At 68.3% G+C, this 23,181-nt stretch carries 27 protein-coding genes and 1 pseudogene; 8 read left to right on the top strand and 20 right to left on the bottom strand.

Annotated elements, in window-relative coordinates:
- Positions 1-36: 36 nt before the first annotated feature.
- Positions 37-237 (top strand): annotated as a pseudogene (locus tag ESP70_RS11145) (endonuclease NucS domain-containing protein); the annotation flags it as partial.
- A 5-nt stretch (positions 238-242) separates the two neighbouring features.
- Here the strand turns inward: ESP70_RS11145 and ESP70_RS11140 are convergent.
- Together ESP70_RS11140 and ESP70_RS11135 are read right to left on the bottom strand one after the other, a co-directional pair.
- Positions 243-656, bottom strand: coding sequence for an SSI family serine proteinase inhibitor (locus ESP70_RS11140; RefSeq protein ID WP_223148702.1), 414 nt, complete (start codon positions 654-656; stop codon positions 243-245).
- Positions 649-1,173 carry a ferritin gene (locus tag ESP70_RS11135; protein WP_149689329.1) on the bottom strand — a complete coding sequence of 175 codons (525 nt, stop codon included), beginning with the start codon at positions 1,171-1,173 and terminating at the stop codon, positions 649-651. The genes ESP70_RS11140 and ESP70_RS11135 overlap by 8 nt, the downstream gene beginning before the upstream one ends.
- A 58-nt stretch (positions 1,174-1,231) precedes the next feature.
- Between ESP70_RS11135 and ESP70_RS20110 the strand changes: the two genes are divergently transcribed.
- From ESP70_RS20110 to ESP70_RS11110, 6 genes are all read left to right on the top strand, one after another.
- The gene (locus tag ESP70_RS20110) at positions 1,232-1,399 is read left to right on the top strand and encodes a hypothetical protein (RefSeq protein WP_188110590.1); all 168 of its coding nucleotides are present in this window, start codon (positions 1,232-1,234) and stop codon (positions 1,397-1,399) included.
- Positions 1,400-1,511: 112 nt separating this feature from the next.
- A complete protein-coding gene (locus ESP70_RS11130; RefSeq protein WP_149689328.1) occupies positions 1,512-2,666 on the top strand; it encodes a sensor histidine kinase in 1,155 nt (384 codons plus the stop codon).
- A gap of 76 nt (positions 2,667-2,742) precedes the next feature.
- Positions 2,743-3,405 (top strand): response regulator, encoded by a 663-nt coding sequence (locus tag ESP70_RS11125; RefSeq protein ID WP_149689327.1) that lies wholly within the window; start codon positions 2,743-2,745, stop codon positions 3,403-3,405.
- Between the two features lie 117 nt (positions 3,406-3,522).
- Positions 3,523-4,278, top strand: a complete 756-nt coding sequence (locus tag ESP70_RS11120) for an ABC transporter ATP-binding protein (RefSeq protein WP_149689326.1) — start codon at positions 3,523-3,525, stop codon at positions 4,276-4,278.
- Positions 4,279-4,281: 3 nt separating this feature from the next.
- Entirely contained in the window at positions 4,282-6,705 is a 2,424-nt protein-coding gene (locus ESP70_RS11115; RefSeq protein ID WP_149689325.1) for an ABC transporter permease, read from the top strand.
- A 44-nt stretch (positions 6,706-6,749) separates the two neighbouring features.
- Positions 6,750-7,526 carry an isocitrate lyase/PEP mutase family protein gene (locus ESP70_RS11110; protein ID WP_149689324.1) on the top strand — a complete coding sequence of 259 codons (777 nt, stop codon included), beginning with the start codon at positions 6,750-6,752 and terminating at the stop codon, positions 7,524-7,526.
- Positions 7,527-7,563: 37 nt separating this feature from the next.
- Here ESP70_RS11110 and ESP70_RS11105 read toward each other — a convergent pair whose 3' ends face one another.
- On the bottom strand, positions 7,564-9,546 hold the full coding sequence (locus ESP70_RS11105) for a protein meaA (protein WP_149689323.1): 1,983 nt from the start codon (positions 9,544-9,546) through the stop codon (positions 7,564-7,566).
- Between the two features lie 71 nt (positions 9,547-9,617).
- Between ESP70_RS11105 and ESP70_RS11100 the strand changes: the two genes are divergently transcribed.
- On the top strand, positions 9,618-10,190 hold the full coding sequence (locus tag ESP70_RS11100; protein WP_149689322.1) for a cob(I)yrinic acid a,c-diamide adenosyltransferase: 573 nt from the start codon (positions 9,618-9,620) through the stop codon (positions 10,188-10,190).
- A 78-nt stretch (positions 10,191-10,268) separates the two neighbouring features.
- Here the strand turns inward: ESP70_RS11100 and ESP70_RS20555 are convergent, their stop codons facing one another.
- The 17 genes from ESP70_RS20555 to rpmE all read right to left on the bottom strand — a co-directional run bounded on the left by ESP70_RS20555 (position 10,269) and on the right by rpmE (position 23,076).
- Positions 10,269-10,397, bottom strand: a complete 129-nt coding sequence (locus tag ESP70_RS20555; RefSeq protein WP_281287316.1) for a hypothetical protein — start codon at positions 10,395-10,397, stop codon at positions 10,269-10,271.
- A gap of 104 nt (positions 10,398-10,501) precedes the next feature.
- Positions 10,502-10,948, bottom strand: coding sequence for a DUF2550 domain-containing protein (locus ESP70_RS11095; RefSeq protein WP_188110589.1), 447 nt, complete (start codon positions 10,946-10,948; stop codon positions 10,502-10,504).
- A 19-nt stretch (positions 10,949-10,967) separates the two neighbouring features.
- Positions 10,968-11,345: a F0F1 ATP synthase subunit epsilon gene (locus tag ESP70_RS11090; RefSeq protein WP_149689320.1), complete on the bottom strand. Its 378-nt coding sequence runs from the start codon at positions 11,343-11,345 to the stop codon at positions 10,968-10,970.
- A complete protein-coding gene (gene atpD / locus ESP70_RS11085) occupies positions 11,345-12,814 on the bottom strand; it encodes a F0F1 ATP synthase subunit beta (protein WP_200935494.1) in 1,470 nt (489 codons plus the stop codon). Before atpD ends, ESP70_RS11090 begins: the two co-directional genes overlap by 1 nt.
- A 5-nt stretch (positions 12,815-12,819) precedes the next feature.
- The gene (locus ESP70_RS11080; protein ID WP_149689319.1) at positions 12,820-13,752 is read right to left on the bottom strand and encodes a F0F1 ATP synthase subunit gamma; all 933 of its coding nucleotides are present in this window, start codon (positions 13,750-13,752) and stop codon (positions 12,820-12,822) included.
- A gap of 2 nt (positions 13,753-13,754) precedes the next feature.
- On the bottom strand, positions 13,755-15,401 hold the full coding sequence (atpA, locus tag ESP70_RS11075) for a F0F1 ATP synthase subunit alpha (protein ID WP_149689318.1): 1,647 nt from the start codon (positions 15,399-15,401) through the stop codon (positions 13,755-13,757).
- A gap of 32 nt (positions 15,402-15,433) precedes the next feature.
- Positions 15,434-16,234 (bottom strand): F0F1 ATP synthase subunit delta, encoded by an 801-nt coding sequence (locus tag ESP70_RS11070; RefSeq protein WP_149689317.1) that lies wholly within the window; start codon positions 16,232-16,234, stop codon positions 15,434-15,436.
- Positions 16,234-16,779, bottom strand: a complete 546-nt coding sequence (locus ESP70_RS11065; RefSeq protein WP_056208095.1) for a F0F1 ATP synthase subunit B — start codon at positions 16,777-16,779, stop codon at positions 16,234-16,236. Before ESP70_RS11065 ends, ESP70_RS11070 begins: the two co-directional genes overlap by 1 nt.
- Before the next feature lie 28 nt (positions 16,780-16,807).
- Positions 16,808-17,008, bottom strand: a complete 201-nt coding sequence (locus tag ESP70_RS11060) for an ATP synthase F0 subunit C (protein ID WP_223148725.1) — start codon at positions 17,006-17,008, stop codon at positions 16,808-16,810.
- Between the two features lie 121 nt (positions 17,009-17,129).
- A complete protein-coding gene (gene atpB / locus ESP70_RS11055) occupies positions 17,130-17,930 on the bottom strand; it encodes a F0F1 ATP synthase subunit A (protein WP_149689316.1) in 801 nt (266 codons plus the stop codon).
- Between the two features lie 140 nt (positions 17,931-18,070).
- Complete coding sequence (locus tag ESP70_RS11050) at positions 18,071-18,472, bottom strand: Cg1360 family ATP-synthase-associated protein (RefSeq protein ID WP_149689315.1); 402 nt, start codon at positions 18,470-18,472, stop codon at positions 18,071-18,073.
- Positions 18,469-19,593, bottom strand: coding sequence for a glycosyltransferase family 4 protein (locus ESP70_RS11045; protein ID WP_149689314.1), 1,125 nt, complete (start codon positions 19,591-19,593; stop codon positions 18,469-18,471). Before ESP70_RS11045 ends, ESP70_RS11050 begins: the two co-directional genes overlap by 4 nt.
- Complete coding sequence (locus ESP70_RS11040; RefSeq protein ID WP_149689313.1) at positions 19,593-20,243, bottom strand: L-threonylcarbamoyladenylate synthase; 651 nt, start codon at positions 20,241-20,243, stop codon at positions 19,593-19,595. Before ESP70_RS11040 ends, ESP70_RS11045 begins: the two co-directional genes overlap by 1 nt.
- 22 nt (positions 20,244-20,265) lie before the next feature.
- A complete protein-coding gene (locus ESP70_RS11035; protein ID WP_149689312.1) occupies positions 20,266-20,808 on the bottom strand; it encodes a VTT domain-containing protein in 543 nt (180 codons plus the stop codon).
- A 13-nt stretch (positions 20,809-20,821) separates the two neighbouring features.
- Positions 20,822-21,673: a peptide chain release factor N(5)-glutamine methyltransferase gene (gene prmC, locus ESP70_RS11030; protein WP_149689311.1), complete on the bottom strand. Its 852-nt coding sequence runs from the start codon at positions 21,671-21,673 to the stop codon at positions 20,822-20,824.
- A 1-nt stretch (position 21,674) separates the two neighbouring features.
- Positions 21,675-22,754 (bottom strand): peptide chain release factor 1, encoded by a 1,080-nt coding sequence (gene prfA / locus ESP70_RS11025; protein WP_149689310.1) that lies wholly within the window; start codon positions 22,752-22,754, stop codon positions 21,675-21,677.
- 100 nt (positions 22,755-22,854) lie between these two features.
- Entirely contained in the window at positions 22,855-23,076 is a 222-nt protein-coding gene (rpmE, locus tag ESP70_RS11020) for a 50S ribosomal protein L31 (RefSeq protein ID WP_056398306.1), read from the bottom strand.
- Positions 23,077-23,181 lie beyond the last annotated feature (105 nt).

Here is a 23,181-nt window from a genome sequence, read left to right as displayed (position 1 = left end):
TCGATTGACCGGTGCCTAGCGATGCCTAGCGTGTTCATTGCAGGGGTCGAGCAGCCGACCCGCTACCTCGAGCTCATGAATCGTGACCCGCCACTGCGGCCCGTGCGCGGCATCTTCGCGGCGCAGGAGATCAAGCCACAGGCCCGCACGCTCGCGACGGACCGCGGCATCGAGTGCGTCGTCGTCAACTACGACGAGCTCCGCGGCATCGACGACCCGTCACTGCGGTTGTTCTAGTCAGCTCACTGCAGCGGGACGTTGAAGAACGTCGTGCCGAGCTGCTCCCAGCGGTCGATCTCGCAGCCGTTCGTACGTCTGAACGTGGCATCGACCTTGTCGCCGTCGTACGTGCCCGTGACCGTGGCCGTCTGTGGGCCGCCGTAGAGCTCGGTGCACATCTGGTCCTTGGCCACCGGCTCGAAGACCTTGGCGCCGGCCGTGTCGAGCGCCGCGCACGCCTCCGCCGGCTGCGGGTGGTCACCGCCGGCCGGGTCACACCTCAGCTCGTACGTCTGGGAGTCGGCGCCCTCGGACGCGACGACCGTGATCGTCAGTGCCGTGCCGGCAGACGACGAGGAGTCGCTCGCGGCATCCTTGCCGCATGCCGAGAGCGTCGCCGCGAGGACGGCGACCAGGACGAGGAGAGCCCTAGGCACCGGCGATGGGCGGAGCCGTCGGGTCGCCGCCAGCGCTCTTCTCCTCGCGGGCGACCCAGTCCTCGATGCGCTCGTAGTCGTCCTTGGAGCGCGTGACGACGGCCAGCAGGTCGCTCATCTTGGAGACCTCTTCGACCTGCTCCTTGATGAACCACTGCATGAACTGGTCGGAGGCGAAGTCGTTGTTGTCGCGGGCGATGCGGGTCAGCTCGTTGATCTGCTCGGTGACCCGCTTCTCCTGTGCGAGCGCGGCGGTGACCGGCTCGACGACGTCGGTGAAGTCGACCTTGGGCGCCTCGAGCGCGGGAATGACCGGCGTCTCGTCGGCGTCGAGGAGGTACTGCACCATCATCATCGCGTGGTCGCGCTCCTCGAGCGCCTGCTGGTAGAACAGGGCCGCCATCTGCGGCATCGTCAGCGCGTCGTAGTAGGCCGCGATCGCGACGTACTGCTGGTGCGCGCCGAACTCGTAGCCGAGCTGTTCGTTGAGCTTTGCGACGAATGCTGGTGCTGCCATGGTTGTGTCCCGTCTCTCATCTTAGGCGAGGCTCACCTCACGCTGATATCCTAGGCCTGTGCCCCCGACACCCAAGAAGAAGTGCTGCAGCAGCAAGCCTGCGTGCAAGCGGTGTCCCATCCTGATGTTGAAGAAGGGCACCCTCCCCGAGGGCTACACCGTCAAGAAGCGCAAGCTCGTCAAGGTCAAGAAGAAGCACAAGACCAAGCACAAGATCGCCGCCTGAGCGGTAGCCCGAGCCTAGGGCACCTGCATGTACGCGACCACGAAGGTGTGGCTGCCCAAAGTCATCCCTGAGTCGGACGCTCCACGTCGACGGCGTCACTAGGGTTGGGACCATGCGTGAGCGATCCGACCTCTGGCGTCGCATCGACACGCTCTGGCAGGACATCGGGCTCACCGGCATGGTGCTGTTCATCCCGCTCCTCTCGTACCTGTTCACCGGCACGCCGGGACAGCTGCTCGACATCGCGCTGATCGTGCCGCTGGCGCTGCGCCGACGGGCCCCTGTCGCGACCTTCACGGTCATCTGCCTCCTGCTCCTCGCGCAGGCCACTGCCTTCGACACGCCGCGCTACGGTGACGTCGCGCTGCTGATCGCCCTGCATGCGGTCGCTGCGTACGGCCCGATGTGGGCGGTCCGCGCGTCGCTCGCCACAGGACTTCTCGGCGCCGCGGTCGCCGGTGCCCGGTGGTCGCCGTCGATCCATGACACGGCCCAGGTCATCAGCTACTTCGTGGCGCTGTCCGCGCTCGTGCTGGCCGCCTGGATGCTGGGCTACCTGGCCCGCACCCGTCGGGCGTACGTCGCGGGGCTCGAGGAGCGGGCCGAGCAGCTCGAGCGCGACGCCGCGCAGCAGGCGCAGATCGCCACAGCAGCCGAACGAGCGCGCATCGCGCGCGAGATGCACGACGTGGTGGCCCACAGCCTCTCGGTCATGGTCGTGCAGGCCGACGGCGCGCTGTACGCCGCCCAGAAACGCCCTGCGGTCGCGATCGAGACGCTGCGGACGATCTCGGAGACCGGCCGCTCGTCGCTGACCGAGATGAGGAGGCTGCTCGGACTCCTCCGTGACGACCGTGGCGAGCTGCCGATGGCACCCGTTCCGAGTGCGGCCGACGTCCACGGCCTGGCCGAACAGCTCCGCGCGAGTGGGCTGGCGATCGAGCTCGACGTGCTGGGCGATCTCGACCGGCTCGATCCGGCCACCGGGCTGACCGTCTATCGCATCGTGCAGGAGGCCCTCACCAACACGCTCAAGCACGCGGGCCCTGGCGTCACCGCCTCGGTCGACCTGCGCGTCACCACCGACTCGGTACGCATCCAGGTCGACGACGACGGACGCGGCGGCACCGCGGCCGACGATGGGCAGGGGCACGGCATCCTCGGCATCCGCGAGCGCATCGCCGTCCATGCCGGTGAGGTCGAGGCCGGGCCACGACCCGGCGGAGGGTTCCGGGTCAAGGCCGTGGTGCCGGTGGACAAGGCATGATCGAGCGCCAGCGAGGGCACCATGACGCGCTCATGCCGCCACGTCCATGTCGTGGGTTCTGCATGGACGTGGCGGCATGATCCGGGTGTTCCTGGTCGACGACCAGCAGCTCGTTCGCGCCGGGTTCCGCATGCTGATCGAGTCGCAGGACGACATGACGGTCGTCGGCGAGGCCGGCAACGGAGCCGAAGCGGTCGAGCTGCTCAGCGTGACATCCGCCGACATCGTGCTGATGGACGTACGTATGCCACGCATGGACGGTGTCGAGGCCACGCGCGTCCTCGCGGCGAGGTCAGAGCGGCCGCGCGTCGTGGTGCTCACGACGTTCGACCTCGACGAGTACGTCTACAACGCGCTGCGCGCCGGGGCGTCGGCGTTCCTGCTCAAGGATGCCCAGCCCGAGACGCTCTTGGGCGCCATCCGGGACGTGCATGATGGCGACGCCGTGGTCGCGCCGAGCGTCACTCGACGCATGCTCGAGCGCTTCCTCGACGCCTCCCAGGCACCCAACCCCGACGATGACGACCGGCTCGCCTCACTCACCGCCCGTGAGCGGGAGGTGCTCGAGCTGATCGCGAGCGGACGGTCGAACACTGAGATCGCGACCGGCCTGTTACTGGCCGAGGCGACGGTCAAGACGCACGTCGGACGCATCCTCGCCAAGACCGGGTCGCGCGACCGCGTCCAGCTCGTCGTGCTGGGCTACGAGTCCGGACTGGTCAGCCCGGGCGACCGCTGACGTACGACCCGGGTATGAGACCGGGGCGCGCAGGGCGCGTCCGCGGACTGACGATTCGCAGGACGACAGTTCCTAGCGTGGTGAGCACACCAACACGACTCACCACAGGAGCACGGCATGACGGTCCTCGACCCACCCACCACGATCCCCGCGATCGCCGCACGAGCGGCCGGGCTCACCAAGACGTACGGCAGCGGAGAGGCCCAGGTGCACGCGCTCGCCGGCGTCGACCTGACAATCGAGACCGCCAGGTTCACCGCGATCATGGGGCCCTCGGGCTCGGGCAAGTCGACGCTGATGCACTGCCTGGCCGGTCTGGACCAGGCCACCTCGGGCGAGGTGCAGGTCGGCAACCTCACGCTCAGCTCGCTCTCCGACAACGAGCTCACGCGCTTCCGCCGTCGCCACGTCGGCTTCGTCTTCCAGGCGTTCAACCTGCTGCCGATGCTGACCGCCAAGCAGAACATCCTGCTGCCGCTGGACCTCGCCGGCCTCGACCCGGACTGGACGTGGTTCGACGAGCTCATCGAGGTGCTGGGACTCGGCGAACGCCTCGGCCACCGGCCGAGCCAGCTGTCGGGCGGGCAGCAGCAACGCGTCGCGATCGCCCGCGCGCTGATGAGCCGGCCGACGATCGTGTTCGCCGACGAGCCGACCGGCAACCTCGACAGCCGCTCGAGCGCCGAGGTCTTGGGATTCCTGCGCCGCTCGGTGCGCGAGCTCGGGCAGACGACCGTCATGGTCACGCACGAGCCGTCCGCTGCGGCATACGCGGACCGGGTCGTGCTGATCGCCGACGGCCGCGTCGCCACGCAGATCGACAACCCGACGCAGGACAGCATCCTCGACGCCCTGCGCCGGATCGGTGGCTGAGCCGTGCGCAGCGTCATCCTCGCCTCGATGCGGACGTACGCCCGACGCTACGTCGCGGCGTTCGTCGCCGTCCTCATCGCGACCGGCTTCATCGTCGCGATCAACACGCTGAGCGCGGCCGCCCGCGAGGGCGCCAACGAGACCGTCGGCAAGCAGTACCTTGGGGCGGATGTCGCCGCCACCGACGCCACGGGGCCGCGCCAGTACGGCGAGCTGCGTACGCGTGCGCTCGCGGACCCGGACGTCACCGCCGCCGCGGTCAACTGGCGCGGTTGGGCCGAGGCGACCCTGTCCCGCGGGTCGCAGATGGTGTCACTCGGCAGCGTCGCGACCGACCGGCACCTGCGCTGGCAGGAGACCCGTTCAGGACGCCTGCCGACCGCCGATGCCGAGATCGCCATCTCGTCGTCGTGGGCGCGGCGGCATCATGTCCGTCTGGGCGACTCGCTGTCCATCGACGCCGGAACGAAGCCACGCGCGTTCACCGTGACCGGCATCGTCGACGACCAGGACGGCCCGCTCCGTTCGGTGCTCTACGTGCCCGAGCGCGTGTTCCCCGGTCTCGGTGACATCGGAGCGCCGGTCGACGAGGTGTTCGCGGTCTCCGGCGATCCGAGCGCCGTCGCCTCGCGGCTCGATCGGGCCACCAGCGGCGTCAAGGTCGCCACCGCCGACGCGTACGAGCGCACGCTCCGCCTGCAGGCGACGAACGGCATCGACGTCTTCCAGAAGCTGATCCTCGTGTTCGCGGCCATCTCCCTGTTCGTCGGGGCACTGGTCATCGCCAACACGTTCACGATCCTGCTCGCCCAGCGCGCCCGCGACCTGGCGCTGCTGCGCTGCGTGGGCGCCGTGCGTGCGCAGGTCGCCCGGTCCGTCGTGGTCGAAGGACTCGTGATCGGTGCGGTCGGCGCGGCGGCGGGGGTGGTGCTCGGCTACCTGATCGCCCTCGGCGGCAAGGCGGCGATCGGGCACTGGTCGCCGTCGACGCCGATGGGCGGGGCGTCGCTCACCATGGGCAGCGTGCTGCTGCCCGTCCTGCTGGGCATTGCCGTCACGGTCGCTGCGTCGTACGTCCCAGCCAGGCGAGCCGGTGCACAGTCACCGCTGGCGGCCCTCCAGCCCCAGGAGGCGGTCCAGGTACGCACGCGGGCCGGAACGCTGCGGCTCGTCACGGCGACCGGCTTCCTGCTGGCCGGCGCGGCCGGTCTGCTGGTCGGCCTGCAGAGCGTGCTCGTCGCCGGTCTCATCGGTGGGATGCTCTCGTTCATCGGCGTGCTGCTGTTGACACCTGTGCTGGTGCCAGTGGCGATACGCCTCGTCGGTCCGTTGGCGCGACGAGCGGGAGTGCCGGGGCGCCTCGCGCACGGCAACTCGATGCGCAACCCACGACGTACCGCTGCCACGTCCGCCGCGCTGCTGATCGGTGTCACGCTGATCACCGCGGTCGTGGTCGGCTCCGCGTCGATCTCCCACAAGGTCAACACGTCGCTCGACGAGAACCACCCGATCGACCTGATCGCCGCGTCCGCGAAGGGCGCCCTGCCTCAGGGCATCGGTGCGAAGCTCGCCGCCGTCGACGGAGTCAAGCAGGCGGTCCAGCTGCCCGGCGTCGAGGCACGCGTGGGTGATCAGAAGATGACGATCCTCGGCGTCGACAACGCGACGCGCGCACTCGTACGCGGGAACGTGCTGCGTCACCTCGGCCCTCACGACATCATGATCTCGGGTGACACCGGCACCGAGGCGTCCGGCGAAACCGTGGCGGTCAAGGCCGGCGGCACCGTCCGCAAGCTCTCCGTGCGGTACGCGGCCGGGATCGGTGATGCTGCGATCGTCAGCCGAGCGACGCTCGACGCCATGGGCGTGGCGACCGCACCTCGCGCGGTCTGGGTCCGAGCTGCCGACGGCGCCGACGCCGGGGCAGTCGCCTCCGATGTCGCGTCAATCGCGAAGGAGTCGAACCTCGACCTCAGCGGCGGCTTGTCCGAGCGCGCGGACATCCTCAAGCTCCTCGCCATCGTGCTCGCCATCACCGTGGGGTTCCTGGCGATCGCCGTGCTGATTGCGCTGATCGGGGTCAGCAACACACTGAGCCTCTCGGTGCTCGAACGCGTACGTGAGAACTCCCTGCTGCGAGCGATGGGACTGGAGCGGTCGGGGCTGCGAGCGATGCTGGCGATCGAGGCCCTGCTGATGGCTGGTGTCTCGGCCGTCCTCGGGATCGGGCTCGGCACGCTGTACGCGTGGTTCGGCGTCAAGACGTTGTCGGACGGCGTCTTCGACTCGGCGCCCGACCTCAGCGTGCCGTGGGTCCAGGTCGGCGCGATCTTCCTGGTCGCCGTCGGCGCCGGGCTCGTCGCGTGCGTGCTGCCGGCGCGGCAGGCCGCGCGGATCGCACCGGCTGCCGGTCTGGTCGCCGACTGATTCCCGCTGCGGGCGAGGAGGGACCGGGTCGTACGGTTGTCGTCATGACCGAACTCGCAAACCAGGCCCAGACCCTCCTCGCCCTGCACTCCGACCCCAAGCTGCTCAAGGTCGTCAACGTGTGGGATGCCATCAGCGCCCGTGTCGTCTCCGAGGTCGAGGGCGTCACCGCCCTGGCCACGGCGAGCCACTCGATCGCCGCGGCGTACGGCTACGCCGACGGTGAGAACATCCCCGTCGAGCTCATGATCGAGGCCGTCGGCGGCATCGTCGCGGCGACCGACCTGCCCGTGACGGCCGACCTCGAGGCGGGTTACGGCAACCCCCGCGAGACCACGCTGCGGGCCATCGGCGTCGGCGTCGTCGGCTGCAACCTCGAGGACCAGATGAAGCCCATCAACGAGGCGGTCAACGCGGTCGAGGCCGTGCTCGACGCCGCGCAGCAGGAGGGCATCGACTTCGTGCTCAACGCGCGCACCGACGCCTTCATCAAGGCCGGTGACAAGCCGCACGACGAGGTGCTGGCCGACGCCATCGAGCGTGGCCGCGCCTACCTCGCGACCGGTGCTCCCGTCGTGTTCGTGCCCGGCAAGGTGTCCGAGGACGACATCAAGGCGTTCGTCGACGCGTGGGGCCCGCAGAAGCTGACCCTGATCGGCGCGCCCGGCTCGGTGCCGCTGGCCCGCATGGAGGAGCTCGGCGTCGCCCGGGTCTCGTTCGGACCGTTCAGCCAGTCGGTGGCCCTCATGGCGCTGCAGGACCTGACGACCGACATCGTCGCGGGCGGCGGACTGCCGGCCGACTTCCGCGTCCTCAACTGACCGCAGCGGCGGTTTACCAGGTTCTCCTGGTAAACCGTCAGCTCAGGTCGTTGGCCTTGCGGATCTCGTCGACGATGCGGTCCATGATCGCGGTCATGCCGAAGTCCTTGGGCGTGAACACCGCGGCGACGCCGGCGGCCTCCATCTTGCGGGCGTCCGACTCGGGGATGATGCCGCCGACGATCAGCGGCACATCGCCGATACCGGACTCGACCATGGCCTTCTGCACGTCGGGGACGAGCTCCATGTGGGATCCCGACAGGATCGACAGGCCGATGCAGTGCACGTCCTCGGCGACCGCTGCGGCGACGATCTGCGCCGGCGTCAGGCGGATGCCCTGATAGATGACCTCGAACCCGGCGTCGCGAGCGCGCACGGCGATCTGCTCAGCGCCGTTGGAGTGCCCGTCGAGCCCCGGCTTGCCGACGAGCAGGCGCAGCCGGGTGCCGAGCTCCTCCCCCGTGCTGCGGACCTTCTCGCGTACGGCTGACAGCTCCGCGCCCGCCTCGGCGACGCTCCCGGAGCCGCTGACGCCCGTGGGTGCGCGGTACTCGCCGAACACCTCACGCAACGCGCCGGCCCACTCGCCGACGGTGGCGCCGGCGCGCACGGCCTCGAGCGTCGCCTCCATGAGGTTGGTGTCTGATTTGGCCTCGCGCTGCAGCCGGTTGAGCGCCTCGTCGACGGCCGCCTGGTCGCGCTGCTCGCGCCACGCCTTGACGTCGGCGATCGCGTTGGCCTCGGCCTCGGGGTCGGCGGTCATGATCGCGGTGTCGAGATCAGCGGTGAGGGGCGACGGCTCGGTCTCGGTGTAGGAGTTGACGCCGACGACCTTCATCTCGCCGGCCTCGATGCGGGCTCGTCGCTCCGAGTGCGACGTCACCATGGCCTGCTTCATGTAGCCCGACTCGACGGCGGCGACCGCGCCGCCCATGGCCTGGACCCGATCGATCTCGGCCTTGGCGCCCTCGATCAGCTCGGCGACCTTGGCCTCGATCACGACCGAGCCCTCGAAGATGTCGTCGTACTCCAGCAGGTCGGACTCGAACGCCAGCACCTGCTGCAGGCGCAGCGACCACTGCTGGTCCCACGGGCGCGGCAGGCCGAGCGCCTCGTTCCATGCCGGCAGCTGCACGGCGCGGGCGCGGGCGTCCTTGCTGAGCGTCACGCCGAGCATCTCGAGCACGATGCGCTGCACGTTGTTCTCGGGCTGCGCCTCGGTCAGGCCGAGCGAGTTGACCTGCACGCCGTAGCGGAAGCGGCGCATCTTGGGGTCCTGGACGCCGTAGCGCTCCCGGGTGATCTCGTCCCAGAGCCGGCCGAACGCGCGCATCTTGCAGGTCTCCTCGACGAACCGCACGCCGGCGTTGACGAAGAACGAGATGCGACCCACGACGTGCTCGAACTCGTCCTCGGGCACCTGGCCGGAGTCACGCACCGCGTCGAGCACCGCGATCGCGGTCGTCAGTGCGTACGCCAGCTCCTGCGTCGGCGTCGCGCCGGCTTCCTGCAGGTGATAGCTGCAGATGTTGAGCGGGTTCCACTTGGGGATCTGCTTGACCGTGTAGGCGATCATGTCGGTCGTCAGGCGCAACGACGGCGCCGGCCCGAAGACGTAGGTGCCGCGGGACAGGTACTCCTTGATGATGTCGTTCTGCGTCGTGCCGGACAGCGCTGCGGCGTCGACGCCCTGCTCCTCGGCGACGACCTGGTACATCGCGAGCAACCACATCGCCGTGGCGTTGATCGTCATCGACGTGTTCATCTCGTCGAGCGGGATGTCGTGGAACAGCTGACGCATCGCGCCGAGGTGCGGGATCGGGACGCCGACCTTGCCGACCTCTCCCCTGCTCAGCTCGTGGTCCGGGTCGTAGCCGGTCTGCGTCGGCAGGTCGAAGGCCACCGAGAGTCCGGTCTGCCCCTTGGCCAGGTTGAGGCGGTAGAGCGCATTGGACTCCGCCGCCGAGCTGTGGCCGGCATACGTACGCATCACCCATGGCTTGTCTGGCATGTCGGTCAGGTTACCTCCCCGTAACCTTTGCGGTCACTGCCTCGAGAGGGCGTTCCTGCTCACACTCGTACGATGTGCACATGGTCAATCTGACGCGGATATACACGCGAACCGGCGACGACGGCACCACGAACCTCGGCGACATGAGCAAGACCAGCAAGCTCGACCTGCGGCTCGCCGCCTACGCCGACGTCGACGAGGCCAACGCCCAGATCGGCTTCGCGATCTCGCTCGGCACGCTCGACGATGGCGTCATCGCGGTGCTGACCCACGTGCAGAACGACCTGTTCGACGTCGGCGCCGACCTGTCGTGCCCCGTCGTCGACAACCCGGAGTACCCGCCGCTGCGAGTCGAGCCGGACTACATCGACCGGCTCGAGGGCTGGTGCGACCACTACAACGAGCAGCTGCCCAAGCTGCGGTCGTTCATCCTGCGGGGCGGCACGCCGGCGGCCGCGGCCGTCCACATCGCCTGCACCGTGACCCGCCGGGCCGAGCGTTCGGCGTGGGCCGCGATCGAGGAGCACGGCGACACCATGAACGTGCTGACCGCGAAGTACCTCAACCGGCTCAGCGACCTGCTGTTCATCCTCGGTCGCCACGCCAACCGCGAGGCCGGAGACGTGCTCTGGGTCCCGGGCGGTGAGCGCTGAAGGCGTCAGCGCGAAGCCAACAGCCTGAGGGCATGCCAATGGCACCCACCGTGGTGGGTGCCATCAGGAATCAGTCGGTCAGTCCCAGTCGATCGCGTACTGAACGACGTGCGACCCGGTGTGGCCGCTGGCCGCGCTGGCGGCGGGGGCGATGCCCACGACTGCCAGGACCGACACGAATGCTGCGGCTACTAGACGCTTGATCACAGTGCACCTGCTCCCTTAGGAGGCGGGGATCCGCTCCTCTTGGATCGATTCTCCCCCGGCTCCGCGGGGCCGTCAACCGCAAGGAGAGAACCTGTACGTACGCCTCAGAGCACGTTGTTGACGCGCTGGCCCGGGGGCGACGACTCGAGCCACGACAGCAGGCCGGTCAAAGCGTTGCCGCTCATGGCGAACTGGCGGACTCCCGCCGCATTCTCGGTCGCCACGATCAGGTGGCCGGCGTGGATCGCGTGGACCTCGTGGCCGACAGGTTCGCGCCGGCCCTCGAGGTGCACGTCACCGCGCGTGAAGCGGAAGGTCGGCCGGGGCGAGAGCGAGAACGTGCGAAACCACTCGAGCTCGGTGTCCTTGTAGACCGCGAGGCCCAGCATCCAGCCCTTGGCCTGCGCCTCAGGCGAACGGTTGACGCTCATCTCGAACGTGCCGCCGGAGCGGGCCAGGAAGCGGCGCCGCACCAGCAGCCCGACGATCAGCAGGACCAGCAGGGCGAAGACGAACACCAGGGAGTCGACGAACCACATCCACAGTGGCATCACGATCTCCCTCCGTTTGTCAGGACGCCTTGTCGATGAGGCGCAGCTTCGCCTCGGCACGCATGACGGCGTCCTGGTCACCCTCGGACTGCGCCGCCTCGAGCTCGGCACGCGTCGCGCTCGCATCGACCTCGGAAGCGAGGAACGCGTCCTCACTCAGGATAGACACGTGGTTGTCGGCCACCGAGAGGAATCCCTCCGCGACCGCAGCACGTACGACCTCGCCGTCCGGCGGCTTGATCTCGACGACTCCCGGCACGAGCAGCGACAGCAGCGGCGCGTGACCCGACAGCACGCCGAGGTCTCCCTCGACCGTACGGGCGATGACCTGGCTCGCCTGCCCCGACCACACGACGCGGTCGGCGGCGACGAGCTCGATCTGCAAGAGGTCGGCCATCAGAGGCTCTTCTGGATTTCTTCCCACTTCTTGTCGACGTCTTCAAGACCGCCGCACATGAAGAAGGCCTGCTCAGCCACGTGGTCGTAGTCACCGTCGCAGATCTTGGTGAAGCCGTCGATCGTCTCGTCGATGGAGACGGTCGAGCCCTCGATGCCGGTGAACTGCTTGGCCACGTAGGTGTTCTGGGACAGGAAGCGCTGGATGCGACGCGCGCGCGACACGAGCGTCTTGTCCTCTTCGCTGAGCTCGTCGACACCGAGGATCGCGATGATGTCCTGGAGCTCCTTGTTGCGCTGCAGGATGCTCTTGACCCGGTTGGCGGTCGTGTAGTGAGCGTCGCTGATGTAGCGCGGGTCGAGGATGCGCGACGTCGAGGTCAGCGGGTCCACGGCCGGGTAGATGCCCATCGACGCGATCTCACGGTTGAGCTCGGTCGTCGCGTCGAGGTGCGCGAACGTCGTGGCCGGGGCCGGGTCGGTGTAGTCATCCGCGGGCACGTAGATGGCCTGCAGCGACGTGATCGAGTGACCGCGGGTCGAGGTGATGCGCTCTTGCAGCACACCCATCTCGTCGGCCAGCGTCGGCTGGTAGCCCACGGCCGACGGCATGCGGCCGAGCAGCGTGGAGACCTCGGAACCGGCCTGCGTGAAGCGGAAGATGTTGTCGATGAACAACAGCACGTCCTGGTTCTGGACGTCGCGGAAGTACTCGGCCATCGTCAGCGCCGACAGGGCCACGCGCAGACGCGCTCCCGGCGGCTCGTCCATCTGGCCGAAGACGAGGGCGGTCTGTCCGAGAACGCCGGCCTCCTCCATCTCGGCGATGAGGTCGTTGCCCTCACGCGTACGCTCGCCGACGCCGGCGAACACCGACACACCACCGTGGTCGCGTGCGACTCGGGCGATCATTTCCTGGATCAGCACGGTCTTGCCGACACCGGCACCACCGAACAGGCCGATCTTGCCGCCGAGCACGTAGGGCGTCAGGAGGTCGATGACCTTGATGCCGGTCTGGAACATCTCAGTCTTGGACTCGAGCTGGTCGAAGGCAGGAGCCTTGGCGTGGATGCCACGGCGCTCCTTGACCTCCCACTTCTCGCCCTCCTTGAGGTTCATGACGTCGCCGGTGGTGTTGAACACCTTGCCGAGCGTCTGGTCACCGACCGGGACCGAGATCGGTCCGCCGGTGTTGGTGACCTTGGCGCCACGGACGATGCCGTCGGTCGGGCGCAGGCTGATCGCGCGGACCAGGCCGTCGCCGATGTGCAGGGCGACCTCGAGGGTCAGCGTCTCCGTGACGCCGTCCAGCACGGTGTCGACCGTCAGGGCGTTGTACATCTCGGGGATCGCGTCGCTCGGGAACTCGATGTCGAGCACCGGGCCGATGACGCGAGCAACCCGGCCGTCGGCCAGCTTCTGGTCCGACTTCTCAGTCGTGGTCTCTGCGGTCTTCTTGGCGGTTGGCATCTCTCTCACTCACTCCCAGCATTGGCGTCGGCAAGCGCGTTGGCGCCGCCCACGATCTCGCTGATCTCCTGGGTAATACCCGCCTGGCGGGCCTGGTTGGCGGTTCGGGTGTACTTCTGGATCAGGTCTTCGGCGTTGTCCGTCGCGGACTTCATCGCCTTCTGCCGCGATGCGAGCTCCGAGGCGGAGGCCTGCAGCAGGCAGTAGTAGATCCGGCTGTGGATGTATTTCGGCAGCAGCGCGTCGAGCACCTCGTGGGCCGAGGGCTCGAACTCGTAGAGCGGCAGGACCTCGTGCTCGGTCGGCGCCTCGGTGCCCTCGACGACCTCCAGCGGAAGCAGTCGGATGACGTCGGGCTCCTGCACCAGCATCGACTTGAAGCGGGTGAACACCACGTGGAGCTCGTCGACCGCGCGCTCGGGGTCGATGGCCTCCTCGTCGGTCTCGTCCAGGTTGAACGTCCTGACGAGGGTGTTGCCGATCGTGCGGGCGTGCGAGTACTCCGGCTTGTCGGAGAACCCCGTCCACGACTCCACGAACGGGCGGCTGCGGAAGTTGTAGTAGGCCTCCGCCTTGCGACCCGAGAGGTAGAGGTCGACGTCCTTGCCCTCGCCGCGCAGCTTCTCGACGAGGCGCTCGGCCTCCTTGAGCACCGAGGACGAGTAGGCCCCCGCGAGCCCGCGATCGCTGGCGATCACGAGGATCGCAGCCTTCGTGGGGTTCTCCTTCTCGGTCGTCAACGGGTGGTCGACGTTGGAGAAGGTCGCGACTGCAGAGACGGCGCGGGTCAGCTCACGGGCGTACGGCGCTGCCGCCGCCGCCTTCTGCTGCGCCTTGATGATGCGCGACGCAGCGATCAGCTCCATGGCGCGCGTGATCTTCTTGGTCGCCTGTGTCGACCTGATCTTCGCGCGAAGCTCGCGTACGGACGCTGCCATCGTCAGCCCCGCTTCTGCTTGACGATCTGCTCCTGCTCGACGTCTTCGTCGGACAGGGCCTCGAACTCCTCGTGACCCGCCTTGACGATGATCTGCTCACCCTCGTGGGTCTCGAACTGCTTGAGGAACTCGGTGTAGGCACCCTCGAGCGCCTGCTCGTTGTCGTCCTCGAACTTGCCCGACTCACGGATCGCGTCGAGCACGGGACCGTGCGAACGCTTGAGGAAGTCGAGGAACTCGGTCTCGAAGCGGCTCACGTCCTGCAGCGGCACGGGATCGAGCTTGCCGGTCGTGGCGGCCCAGATCGAGACGACCTGGTTCTCGGTCGGGAACGGCGCGTACTGGCCCTGCTTGAACAGCTCCATGATGCGCTGACCACGGGCGAGCTGCTGCTTGGACGCGGCGTCGAGATCGGACGCGAACATCGCGAACGCCTCCATGGCGCGGTACTGGGCGAGCTCGACCTTGAGCGAACCGGTGACGGCCTTCATCGACTTGGTCATCGCGGCACCACCGACGCGCGACACCGAGATGCCGACGTCGACCGCGGGACGCTGGTTGGCGTTGAACAGGTCCGACTGGAGGAAGATCTGGCCGTCGGTGATCGAGATGACGTTGGTCGGGATGTAGGCCGACACGTCGTTGGCCTTGGTCTCGACGATCGGCAGGCCCGTCATCGAGCCGGCGCCCAGCTCGTCGCTGAGCTTGGCGCAACGCTCGAGGAGCCGCGAGTGCAGGTAGAACACGTCGCCGGGGTATGCCTCACGGCCCGGCGGGCGGCGCAGCAGCAGCGACACGGCGCGGTAGGCCTCAGCCTGCTTGGACAGGTCGTCGAACACGATGAGGACGTGCTTGCCCTCGTACATCCAGTGCTGGCCGATGGCCGAGCCGGTGTAGGGAGCGAGGTACTTGAAGCCCGCCGAGTCGGACGCGGGGGCCGCGACGATCGTCGTGTACTCCAGCGCGCCGGCCTCTTCGAGCGCACCGCGGATGCCCGCGATGGTCGAGCCCTTCTGGCCGATGCCGACGTAGATGCAGCGGACCTGCTTCTCCGGGTCGCCCGACGCCCAGAACTCCTTCTGGTTGATGATCGTGTCGATCGCGATCGCGGTCTTGCCGGTCTGGCGGTCACCGATGATCAGCTGGCGCTGGCCACGGCCGATCGGCGTCAGCGAGTCGATCGACTTGAGGCCGGTCATCATGGGCTCGTGCACGCTCTTGCGCTGCATCACGTTGGGGGCCTGCAGCTCGAGCGCACGGCGCTCGCTGGTCTCGATGTCGCCGAGTCCGTCGATCGGGTTGCCGAGCGGGTCGACGACGCGGCCGAGGTAGTTGTCACCGACGGGCACCGAGAGCACCTCACCGGTGCGGCGTACGGTCTGGCCCTCTTCGATGCCGGAGAACTCACCGAGGATGACGACACCGATCTCACGGACGTCCAGGTTGAGCGCGAGGCCCAACGTGCCGTCCTCGAACTCGAGCAGCTCGTTGGCCATCGCCGAGGGCAGTCCCTCGACGCGCGCGATGCCGTCACCGGCCTCGGCGACGACGCCGACCTCTTCGGTCGCAGCAGCGCTCGGCTTGTAGTCGGCCACGAACTTCTGCAATGCGTCGCGGATCTCGTCCGGACGGATCGTGAGTTCCGCCATGTGTGTGCCTGCCTTCTTGTTCGGTGAGTGATCTAGCCTGCAAGACGCCGGCGGGCGACTTCGAGGCGAGTGGACATGGTGCCGTCGACGACCTCGTCACCGACGGAGACGGCAATGCCTCCGACGACCGAGGGATCGACGACGATGTTGAGGTGGACGTCGCGTCCGTACTTCTTGGCAAGAGCCTTGGCGAGGCGGGTCTTCTCGGCGTCCGCCAGGTCGTAGGCCACCCGCACCTCGGCGAGCAGCCGGCTGCGGCGTGCGGCGACGGTCTCGCCGAAGGTCGACAGGACCTTCTCGAACGATCCCGTGCGTGCCGCGGCGGCCTGGGTCGCCAGTGCCAGCGTGGCGCCGGTGACCTTGCCCTCGAGGATCGTGGCCAGCAGTGCGCCCTTGGCGTCGGCCGGGATGCCCCGGTCCGAGACGACCTGCCTGAGGTCGGCGTCGGATCGGACGATCCGCTCGACCTCGAACAGCTCGGTCTCGAGCGCGTCGAGCTCACCGGCCGCATCAGCGGCGGCGACCTCGGCGGCAACGCCGGCGGTCTCAAGACCGTCGGTCAGGTCACGCATCGAGGCCCAGCGCCCGCTGACGGCAGCATTGAGCACCGTCAGGGTGTCGGCGCCGATCTGGCCGCCGAAGACCTGCTTGGCGAGCCCCACCTTGGCCTCGGCCTCGGTCGACGGGTCGGTCAGCACCCGGCGAAGCGCAGGGGCGCCGTCCAGCGTCGAGACGACGCCGAACAGCTCCGCTCCGAGGTCGCCGGCCTTGCCCTTCGCCGCATCGACTGCGGCGAGGACGTCGACCAGGGACTTCGCTGAAATGCCTCGCATCAGTTGGCCGACTCCTCGAGCTCGGCGATGAACCGCTCGACGGTGCGCTTCTGGCGTGCGTCGTCATCGAGGGACTCGCCCACGATGCGCCCGGCCAGCTGCGTGGCCATCGAGCCGACCTCGCCCTTGAGCTGGGCGAGCACCTGAGCACGCTCGGCCTCGACCTGCGCGTGCGCCGTCGAGGTGATGCGCTCCGCCTCGGCCTGAGCCTGGGCGCGGAGCTCGGCAATGATCTGCGCGCCCTGCTCCTTGGCCTCTTCGCGGATCGCCGCAGCCTCGTGACGGGCCCCGGCGAGCTGCTCGTTGTACTTGTCGAGAGCGGCCTTGGCTTCCTTCTGGGCTGCCTGGGCCTCCTCGATACCGCCCTCGATCGCGGCGGTGCGCTCGGCATAGGCCTTCTCGAACGCCGGGATGACGAGCTTCTTCAGGAGGAAGAAGATCAACCCGAAGACGATCAGACTGATGACGATCTCGGGCGTGTGCGGGATCAGAGGATTGGTGTCCTCCGGTTCCGCCGCCGCGAGAGCGAGACGTGACGTGATCATGGGCGTGCCTTCTGTCGAGGTGTCGGGATCAGGTGTTCGACGACTTGAGGACGAACGCCAGGGCCAGGCCGATGATGAAGAACTGCTCGGCGAGGACGAAGCCCAGGATGGCGATCTGGCGCAGCTTGCCCTCAGCCTCGGGCTGACGGGCGACACCGGTGACGAACGCGGCGAAGATCAGGCCGACGCCGATACCGGGGCCGATCGCGGCGAGGCCGAGACCGACCATGTTCAGAGTGCCGATGGACTCCACGGCATTTCCTTTCGTTGTGACGCTCGAGTGAGCATCGCTGGTGGGGCGTATCTGGTGGATCTGGTGAAGCGTATGAAGTTGTGGGTCTGGGGTGTGCTCAGTGCTCGTCTGCGAGCGCCTCGCCGATGTACATCGACGACAGCAGCGTGAAGACGTAGGCCTGGAGGAACATGATCAGGATCTCCAGGAAGCTGATCGCGATCGCCAGGAGCGACGACACCAGGCCGGCGGGCAGCGCCAGCGAGTTGTCGGAGTGCAGCAGCAGGTAGGACCCGCCGAGCGAGAACAGGATCAGCAGCAGGTGGCCGGCGAACATCGTGGCGAACAGACGCAGCGTCAGCGTGATGGGCCGCAGCAGGATGTTGGACAGGAACTCCAGCGGCACGAGCAGCAGGAGGATGGGGCCCTTCATGCCGCCCGGCACGGTCTCGTGCTTGAGGTAGCCGAGGAAGCCCTTCTTCTTGATGCCGGCACCGTTGTAGACCAGCCAGCTCAGGATCGCGATCGCCAGCGGGTAGCCGATGTGGGACATCGACGGGAACTGGAGGAACGGGAAGAGGCCGTAGAAGTTGTTGACCAGCACGAACAGGAAGATCGTGAAGAGGTAGGGCACGAAGCGCATGAACTCGGCCGAGCCGATGTTCTCGCGAGCGATGCCGTTGCGGACGAAGCCGTAGACCAGCTCACCGGCGAACTGCATGCGACCGGGAACCACCGCTGCCGGACGAGCCATCGTGCTGAACAGCCCGACGATCACGAACAGCGACAGGACCACCAGCAGCATGGGCTTGGTGACGCCGAACTCGCCGATGTGGAACACCGCGGGCAGGTCGAAGTCCTTGGGTCCAGGGCTGGGCGGCTCTGCCGATGCGGCAAAAGCGGTCAAGGCGAGAGTCACTCGGTCACCTTCGTGTCATGGCGTGGTCGCCTGCGACTCATCGTCGATCAGGCATACGGCCAGCGTCATTGTCGTGCGACATGTGTTCCGGCCCTGAGGGCCGGATGGTTGGTCGCAGTCCAGAGGTTATCAGGGCTACCTCAGTCGCTGTTACCCAGGTCATAGGTGGGTACGCGCTCGCGCCGAAATGCGAGGATCTGCAGGAGGGTCCAGGCGAGCGAAGCGGCGATCGCGGCGATCCCGAACCACCGCGAGTCGACGTGGGTGGCCACCCCTCCGACGTCGAACAGCAGGACCAGGACGACGAGCATCGCGACGGCCTTGGTCGTGAAGAAGCCGAGCGCGACCGGCAGCGACAGCGTCGCGCTGGCCTTGACCAATGGGCTCAGCACGACCGGCGTCGAGCCGAGGAACAGGACCACGACCAGGCCGCCGATCAGGGCACCGAGGACACCGTCACCGCCGGCGACGACACCGGCGACGATCGCGATCACCGCCGTCACAGCGAGCACGGGCAGCAGCACCGGACGAAGCGCGTTCATGATGACCAGACCTTCTCTTCGAGCTTGGGCAGCAGGAACACCGCTGCGATCGTGATGACGGCGAGGGTGGCGAACCCGGCGATCGACTGCCAGCCGCTGAACAGGCTGATGACGACGCTGCCGAATGCGACGAGGCCCGCGAAGGCGTACATCAGCAGGACGGCGCGGCGGTGCGAGTGGCCGATCTCGAGCAGCCGGTGGTGGATGTGCATCTTGTCGGGGCTGAACGGCGATCGGCCGGCGCGGGTGCGGCGGACGACCGCGAGCGCCAGGTCGACGAACGGCACGACGAGGATCGCGAACGGCAGGATCAGCGGCAGCAAGGACGGCAGGAAGCTGTTCTGCGCCCCCCCGATGCCCTCCGAGATGCTGGTCGCCGGGAACTGGCCCGTGAGGCTGATCGACGAGCAGGCCAGCACGAAGCCGATCAGCATCGAGCCGGAGTCGCCGATGAACATCCGGGCGGGGAAGAAGTTGTGCGGCAGGATGCCGATGCAGGCGCCGGCCAGCGCGGCCGTGAGCAGCGCCGCCGCGATCGCGCGCGTCTCACCGTTCTCGACCGCGAGCACGAAGGCGTACGCGAAGAACGCCACGGCGCCGATCGCGACCATCCCGGCGGCGAGCCCGTCGAGGCCGTCGACGAAGTTGACCGCGTTGGCGGTGCCGACGATCAGCAGGACCGTGAAGATCAGCGCCTGCGCCTGGTCGAGGCCGATGTAGTTGCCGTAGAGCGGCAGGTAGACGAACTGCACGCCTTGCGCGACGACGATGACGCCGGCGAGGACCTGGCCGGCGAACTTGCTCAACGCGTCGAGCTCGTAGAGGTCGTCGACGATGCCGACGATGCAGACCACGGCACCGCCCAGCACCACCGCCCGGGCGTCCTTGAAGACCCCGTCGTCGGCCATCGAGAGGAACGGCAGGTGGGTCGCGACGAGATAGGCCGCGATGAGGCCGCCCAGCATCGCCGGCCCGCCGAAGTAGGGCGTCGGGATCGCGTGCACGTCACGGTCGCGGACCCGCGCCACGGCGCCGAAGCGGTAGGCCAGCATGCGGGCGATCGACGCGAGGAGATAGGTCACCCCCAGGGCGATGCCGAAGACGACCAGGTATTCGCGCACTAGGCGAAGTCTTCCGGGGGCTCGATCGTGTTGTTGTAGGAGTGGAGGGTCTCCAGGGAGATCGAGCCGACGCGCAGGACGCGCGGTGTCGAGCCCGTGGCGTCGAGGATCGTCGACGGTACGCCCGAACGGCTCGGCCCGCCGTCGAGGTAGACCGCGACGCGTCCGCCCAGCATGTCCTCGGCGTCGTCGATCGTCAGCGCGGCCGGGTCACCCGTCGTGTTGGCGCTGCTGACCGCGAGCGGGCCGGTCTGCTTGAGGAGAGCGAGGGCGCGGGCGTCGTCGGGCATGCGTACGGCGACCGTGTTGTGGGTCTCGCCGAGGTCCCACGTCAGGGACGGCTGCTGGCGGCAGATCACTGTGAGCGGGCCCGGCCAGAGCGCCTCGACCGTCGACCGCAGCCACGACGGGATGTCGATCGCCAGGGCGTCGAGCGTCGTCGGAGCGCCGACCAGCACCGGCGGCGGCATGTGGCGGCCGCGGCCCTTGGCGTCGAGCAGGTTCTGCACCGCGCGAGGGTTGAAGGCGTCGGCGGCGATGCCATAGACCGTGTCGGTGGGCAGCACCACGAGCTTGCCCGCCTCGAGCGCGGCCTGCGCTGCGGCGAGCCCTCGGTCGAACTCCTCGTCCACGCTGCAGTCGAACTTCACCCGGTCATCCTAGGCCGACGGGTCAGAACCAGCTGACTTGGTGCAGGAGGAAGGCGATCGCGAGGAACTGGATCAGCCGCCCGGTGAAGACCGTGGTGAGGAACAGCCACTGCGGCTGCTTGGAGGCACCGGCCAGGATCGTGACGATCGCGAGCGGCGGGACGCCGATCAGGGACGACATGAAGGCCGTGAGACCGCCGGAGTAGGGCCGGTCGAGCAACGAGAGCAGCCAGTCGCTGACCTTCTTGATCCATTTCGCGAACCGCGTCTGGGCGAAGCTGTGGCCGACTCTCCGGGACATCGCCGCCACCCGGTTGCGCGGCGGCTTGGGATTGACCATCCGGATCTTGTTGGTGCCCTTGCGCGCGAGCTGGAACACGAACGCCTTGCCGACCGTCGTCGCGGCGACGTGGATGAGGATCAGGAGCGCGAGGAACGGCTTGCTGTTGACCGTCGCGCCCATCGTGACGACGTAGACCTCGGCGTTGACGAACACCGGCAGCAGCGCCGCGCCGATGCCGACGGCGATGGCAGCACCGATCAGTGCCAGTTCTTCGCCGCCCATAAGGAGGCCAACACTATCCGCGCGGCTTGGCTGCCGTGACGTAGCGGGGCCGCTGGGCCAGGTCGAGGTTGTCCCGTACGCCGTCCCAGCGCGGCCGGAACACCTCGGGGGCCGACTCGCCCTGGACGTCCGCGTGCTCGGCGCCGATCACACCGCCCGGCTTGAGCAGTCGCCAGGCAACCTGCTCGACGACGCGCATCGCGTCGAGTCCGTCGTCGCCGGACCACAGGGCCAGCGCGGGGTCGTGGTCGCGGGCCTCGGGCGCCACGCTCTCCCACGCGTCCAACGGGATGTAGGGCGGGTTGGCCACGACCACGTCGACCGAGCCGTCGAGGTCGGCGAAGGCGTCGGCCATGTCGCCGAGCCGCAGGTCGACGCCGGTGCCGGCGAGGTTGCGCTGGGCCCACTCGTACGCCTTCTCGTCGAGTTCGACCGCGTGCACGGAAGCACCGGGCACCTCGTGGACGACCGACAGTGCGATCGCCCCGGCGCCGGCGCACAGCTCGACGACGACCGGCGACGACAGCGCCTTGGCGTGGTCGATGGCCCAGCCCGCGAGCACCTCGGTCTCGGGCCGCGGCACGAACACTCCGGGGCCGACCTCGATGTCGACGTAGCGGAATCCCGTCGACCCGGTCAGGTGCTGCAAGGGGAACCGACGAGCCCGAGCGTCGACCAGCTCCAGGAACGTCTCCTGCTGCAGCGGGTTGGGCTTGGCCCGCGTGATCAGCGACGAGCGCGGGACACCCGTGACGTGGCTCAGGAGCGTCTCGGCGTCGTGGCGTGGCGAGCTGACGCCGGCCGTCTCGAGCCTGTCAGTCGCCTCGGCCAGCAACCGCTCGGCGAGCGTACGGACGCCCGTCACCTCACTCCCCAGACTCGACGGCGGCGAGGCGGTCGGCGAGCTCGGCGTCGACGAGCGACTTGATGACGTCGTCGAGGGCACCGTCCATGACCTGGTCGAGGTTGTAGGCCTTGTAGCCCGTGCGGTGGTCGGAGATGCGGTTCTCCGGGAAGTTGTAGGTCCGGATGCGCTCCGAACGGTCGACCGTGCGGATCTGTGACTTGCGGGCGTCGGACGCCTCGGCGTCGGCGGCGGCCTGGGCAGCCTCGAGCAGCCGGGCCCGCAGGATGCGCATCGCCTGCTCCTTGTTCTGCAGCTGGCTCTTCTCGTTCTGGCAGCTCGCGACGATTCCGGTCGGCAGGTGCGTGATGCGTACGGCCGAGTCGGTCGTGTTGACGCTCTGGCCGCCGGGACCCGACGAGCGGTAGACGTCGATGCGCAGATCGCTGTCGTGGATCTCGATGTCGATGTCCTCGGCCTCGGCCAGCACCAGGACGCCCGCCGCGGAGGTGTGGATGCGGCCCTGCGACTCGGTCACCGGGACCCGTTGGACGCGGTGCACGCCGCCCTCGAACTTCAGCAGCGCGTGCGGCGCCTCGCCGGGCTCGGGCGTGCCCTTGGCCTTGACCGCCATCGTGACGGACTTGTAGCCGCCCAAGGCCGACTCCGTCGCGTCGATCATCTCGGTCTTCCAGCCGCGCTGCTCGGCGTAGCGGGTGTACATGCGGTGCAGGTCGCCGGCGAACAGCGCCGACTCCTCGCCACCCTCGCCGCCCTTGATCTCCATGATGACGTCCTTGGCGTCCGCCGGGTCGCGAGGCACGAGCAGGCGCTGCAGGCGCTCGCTGAGCTCGTGCAGGCGCGGCTCGAGCGTCTCGATCTCGGCCGCGAACGAGTCGTCCTCGGCGGCGAGCTCACGCGCGGCCTCGAGGTCGTCGGTGACCTGCTGGTAGTCGCGGTACGTCTTGACGATCGCGGTCAGCTCGGCGTAGCGCTGCCCGAGCTTCTTGGCCAGCCCCTGGTCGGAGTGCACCGCGGGGTCGGACATGCGGACCTCGAGCTCGGCGTGCTCGGCGACGAGCGTGTCGACGGCTTCGAACACGATGACTCCTCAGGCTCGGTGCGGACGGGTGCGGACGGGTGCGGACACGACAACGGCACCGACCCGCACGGCATGCGTACGGGTCGGTGCCGGAGTGGAGCTACTTGCTCTCGGTCGTCTTCTTGGCGTAGCGCTTCTCGAAGCGGGCGACGCGGCCGCCGGTGTCGAGGATCTTCTGCTTGCCGGTGTAGAACGGGTGGCACGCGGCGCACACGTCGGCACGGAGGGTGCCATCGGTGGCGGTGCTACGGGTCGTGAACGAGTTGCCACAGGTGCAGGTGACCTGGGTCTCGACGTACTCGGGGTGGATGCCTTGCTTCATGATGTCCTCTCGGCGGTCGCTGGGTCGTATCGCGGGATGCGATCCGTGAACCAGAACCAAGGATTGATTCTGCCAGTTGGCAGTACGTATAAGGAAATCGAGGGC

This window comes from Aeromicrobium ginsengisoli, from assembly GCF_004134905.2.
GTDB classification, from domain to species: domain Bacteria; phylum Actinomycetota; class Actinomycetes; order Propionibacteriales; family Nocardioidaceae; genus Aeromicrobium; species Aeromicrobium ginsengisoli.
This window is presented reverse-complemented; position numbering and strand designations above follow the sequence as displayed.

Bases quoted from the DNA above. Each gene is read 5' to 3' on its own strand.
- ESP70_RS11080 (WP_149689319.1), bottom strand. From the start codon at position 13,752: ATGGCAGCGTCCGTACGCGAGCTTCGCGCGAAGATCAGGTCGACACAG.
- ESP70_RS11130 (WP_149689328.1), top strand. From the start codon at position 1,512: ATGCGTGAGCGATCCGACCTCTGGCGTCGCATCGACACGCTCTGGCAG.
- ESP70_RS11135 (WP_149689329.1), bottom strand. From the start codon at position 1,173: ATGGCAGCACCAGCATTCGTCGCAAAGCTCAACGAACAGCTCGGCTAC.
- ESP70_RS11065 (WP_056208095.1), bottom strand. From the start codon at position 16,779: ATGATCACGTCACGTCTCGCTCTCGCGGCGGCGGAACCGGAGGACACC.
- ESP70_RS11100 (WP_149689322.1), top strand. From the start codon at position 9,618: ATGGTCAATCTGACGCGGATATACACGCGAACCGGCGACGACGGCACC.
- rpmE (WP_056398306.1), bottom strand. From the start codon at position 23,076: ATGAAGCAAGGCATCCACCCCGAGTACGTCGAGACCCAGGTCACCTGC.
- ESP70_RS11110 (WP_149689324.1), top strand. From the start codon at position 6,750: ATGACCGAACTCGCAAACCAGGCCCAGACCCTCCTCGCCCTGCACTCC.
- ESP70_RS11120 (WP_149689326.1), top strand. From the start codon at position 3,523: ATGACGGTCCTCGACCCACCCACCACGATCCCCGCGATCGCCGCACGA.
- ESP70_RS11070 (WP_149689317.1), bottom strand. From the start codon at position 16,234: ATGCGAGGCATTTCAGCGAAGTCCCTGGTCGACGTCCTCGCCGCAGTC.
- ESP70_RS11060 (WP_223148725.1), bottom strand. From the start codon at position 17,008: ATGGTCGGTCTCGGCCTCGCCGCGATCGGCCCCGGTATCGGCGTCGGC.
- atpD (WP_200935494.1), bottom strand. From the start codon at position 12,814: ATGCCAACCGCCAAGAAGACCGCAGAGACCACGACTGAGAAGTCGGAC.
- atpA (WP_149689318.1), bottom strand. From the start codon at position 15,401: ATGGCGGAACTCACGATCCGTCCGGACGAGATCCGCGACGCATTGCAG.
- ESP70_RS11125 (WP_149689327.1), top strand. From the start codon at position 2,743: ATGATCCGGGTGTTCCTGGTCGACGACCAGCAGCTCGTTCGCGCCGGG.
- ESP70_RS11090 (WP_149689320.1), bottom strand. From the start codon at position 11,345: ATGGCCGACCTCTTGCAGATCGAGCTCGTCGCCGCCGACCGCGTCGTG.
- ESP70_RS11035 (WP_149689312.1), bottom strand. From the start codon at position 20,808: ATGGGCGGCGAAGAACTGGCACTGATCGGTGCTGCCATCGCCGTCGGC.
- ESP70_RS11050 (WP_149689315.1), bottom strand. From the start codon at position 18,472: ATGAACGCGCTTCGTCCGGTGCTGCTGCCCGTGCTCGCTGTGACGGCG.
- ESP70_RS11095 (WP_188110589.1), bottom strand. From the start codon at position 10,948: ATGCCACTGTGGATGTGGTTCGTCGACTCCCTGGTGTTCGTCTTCGCC.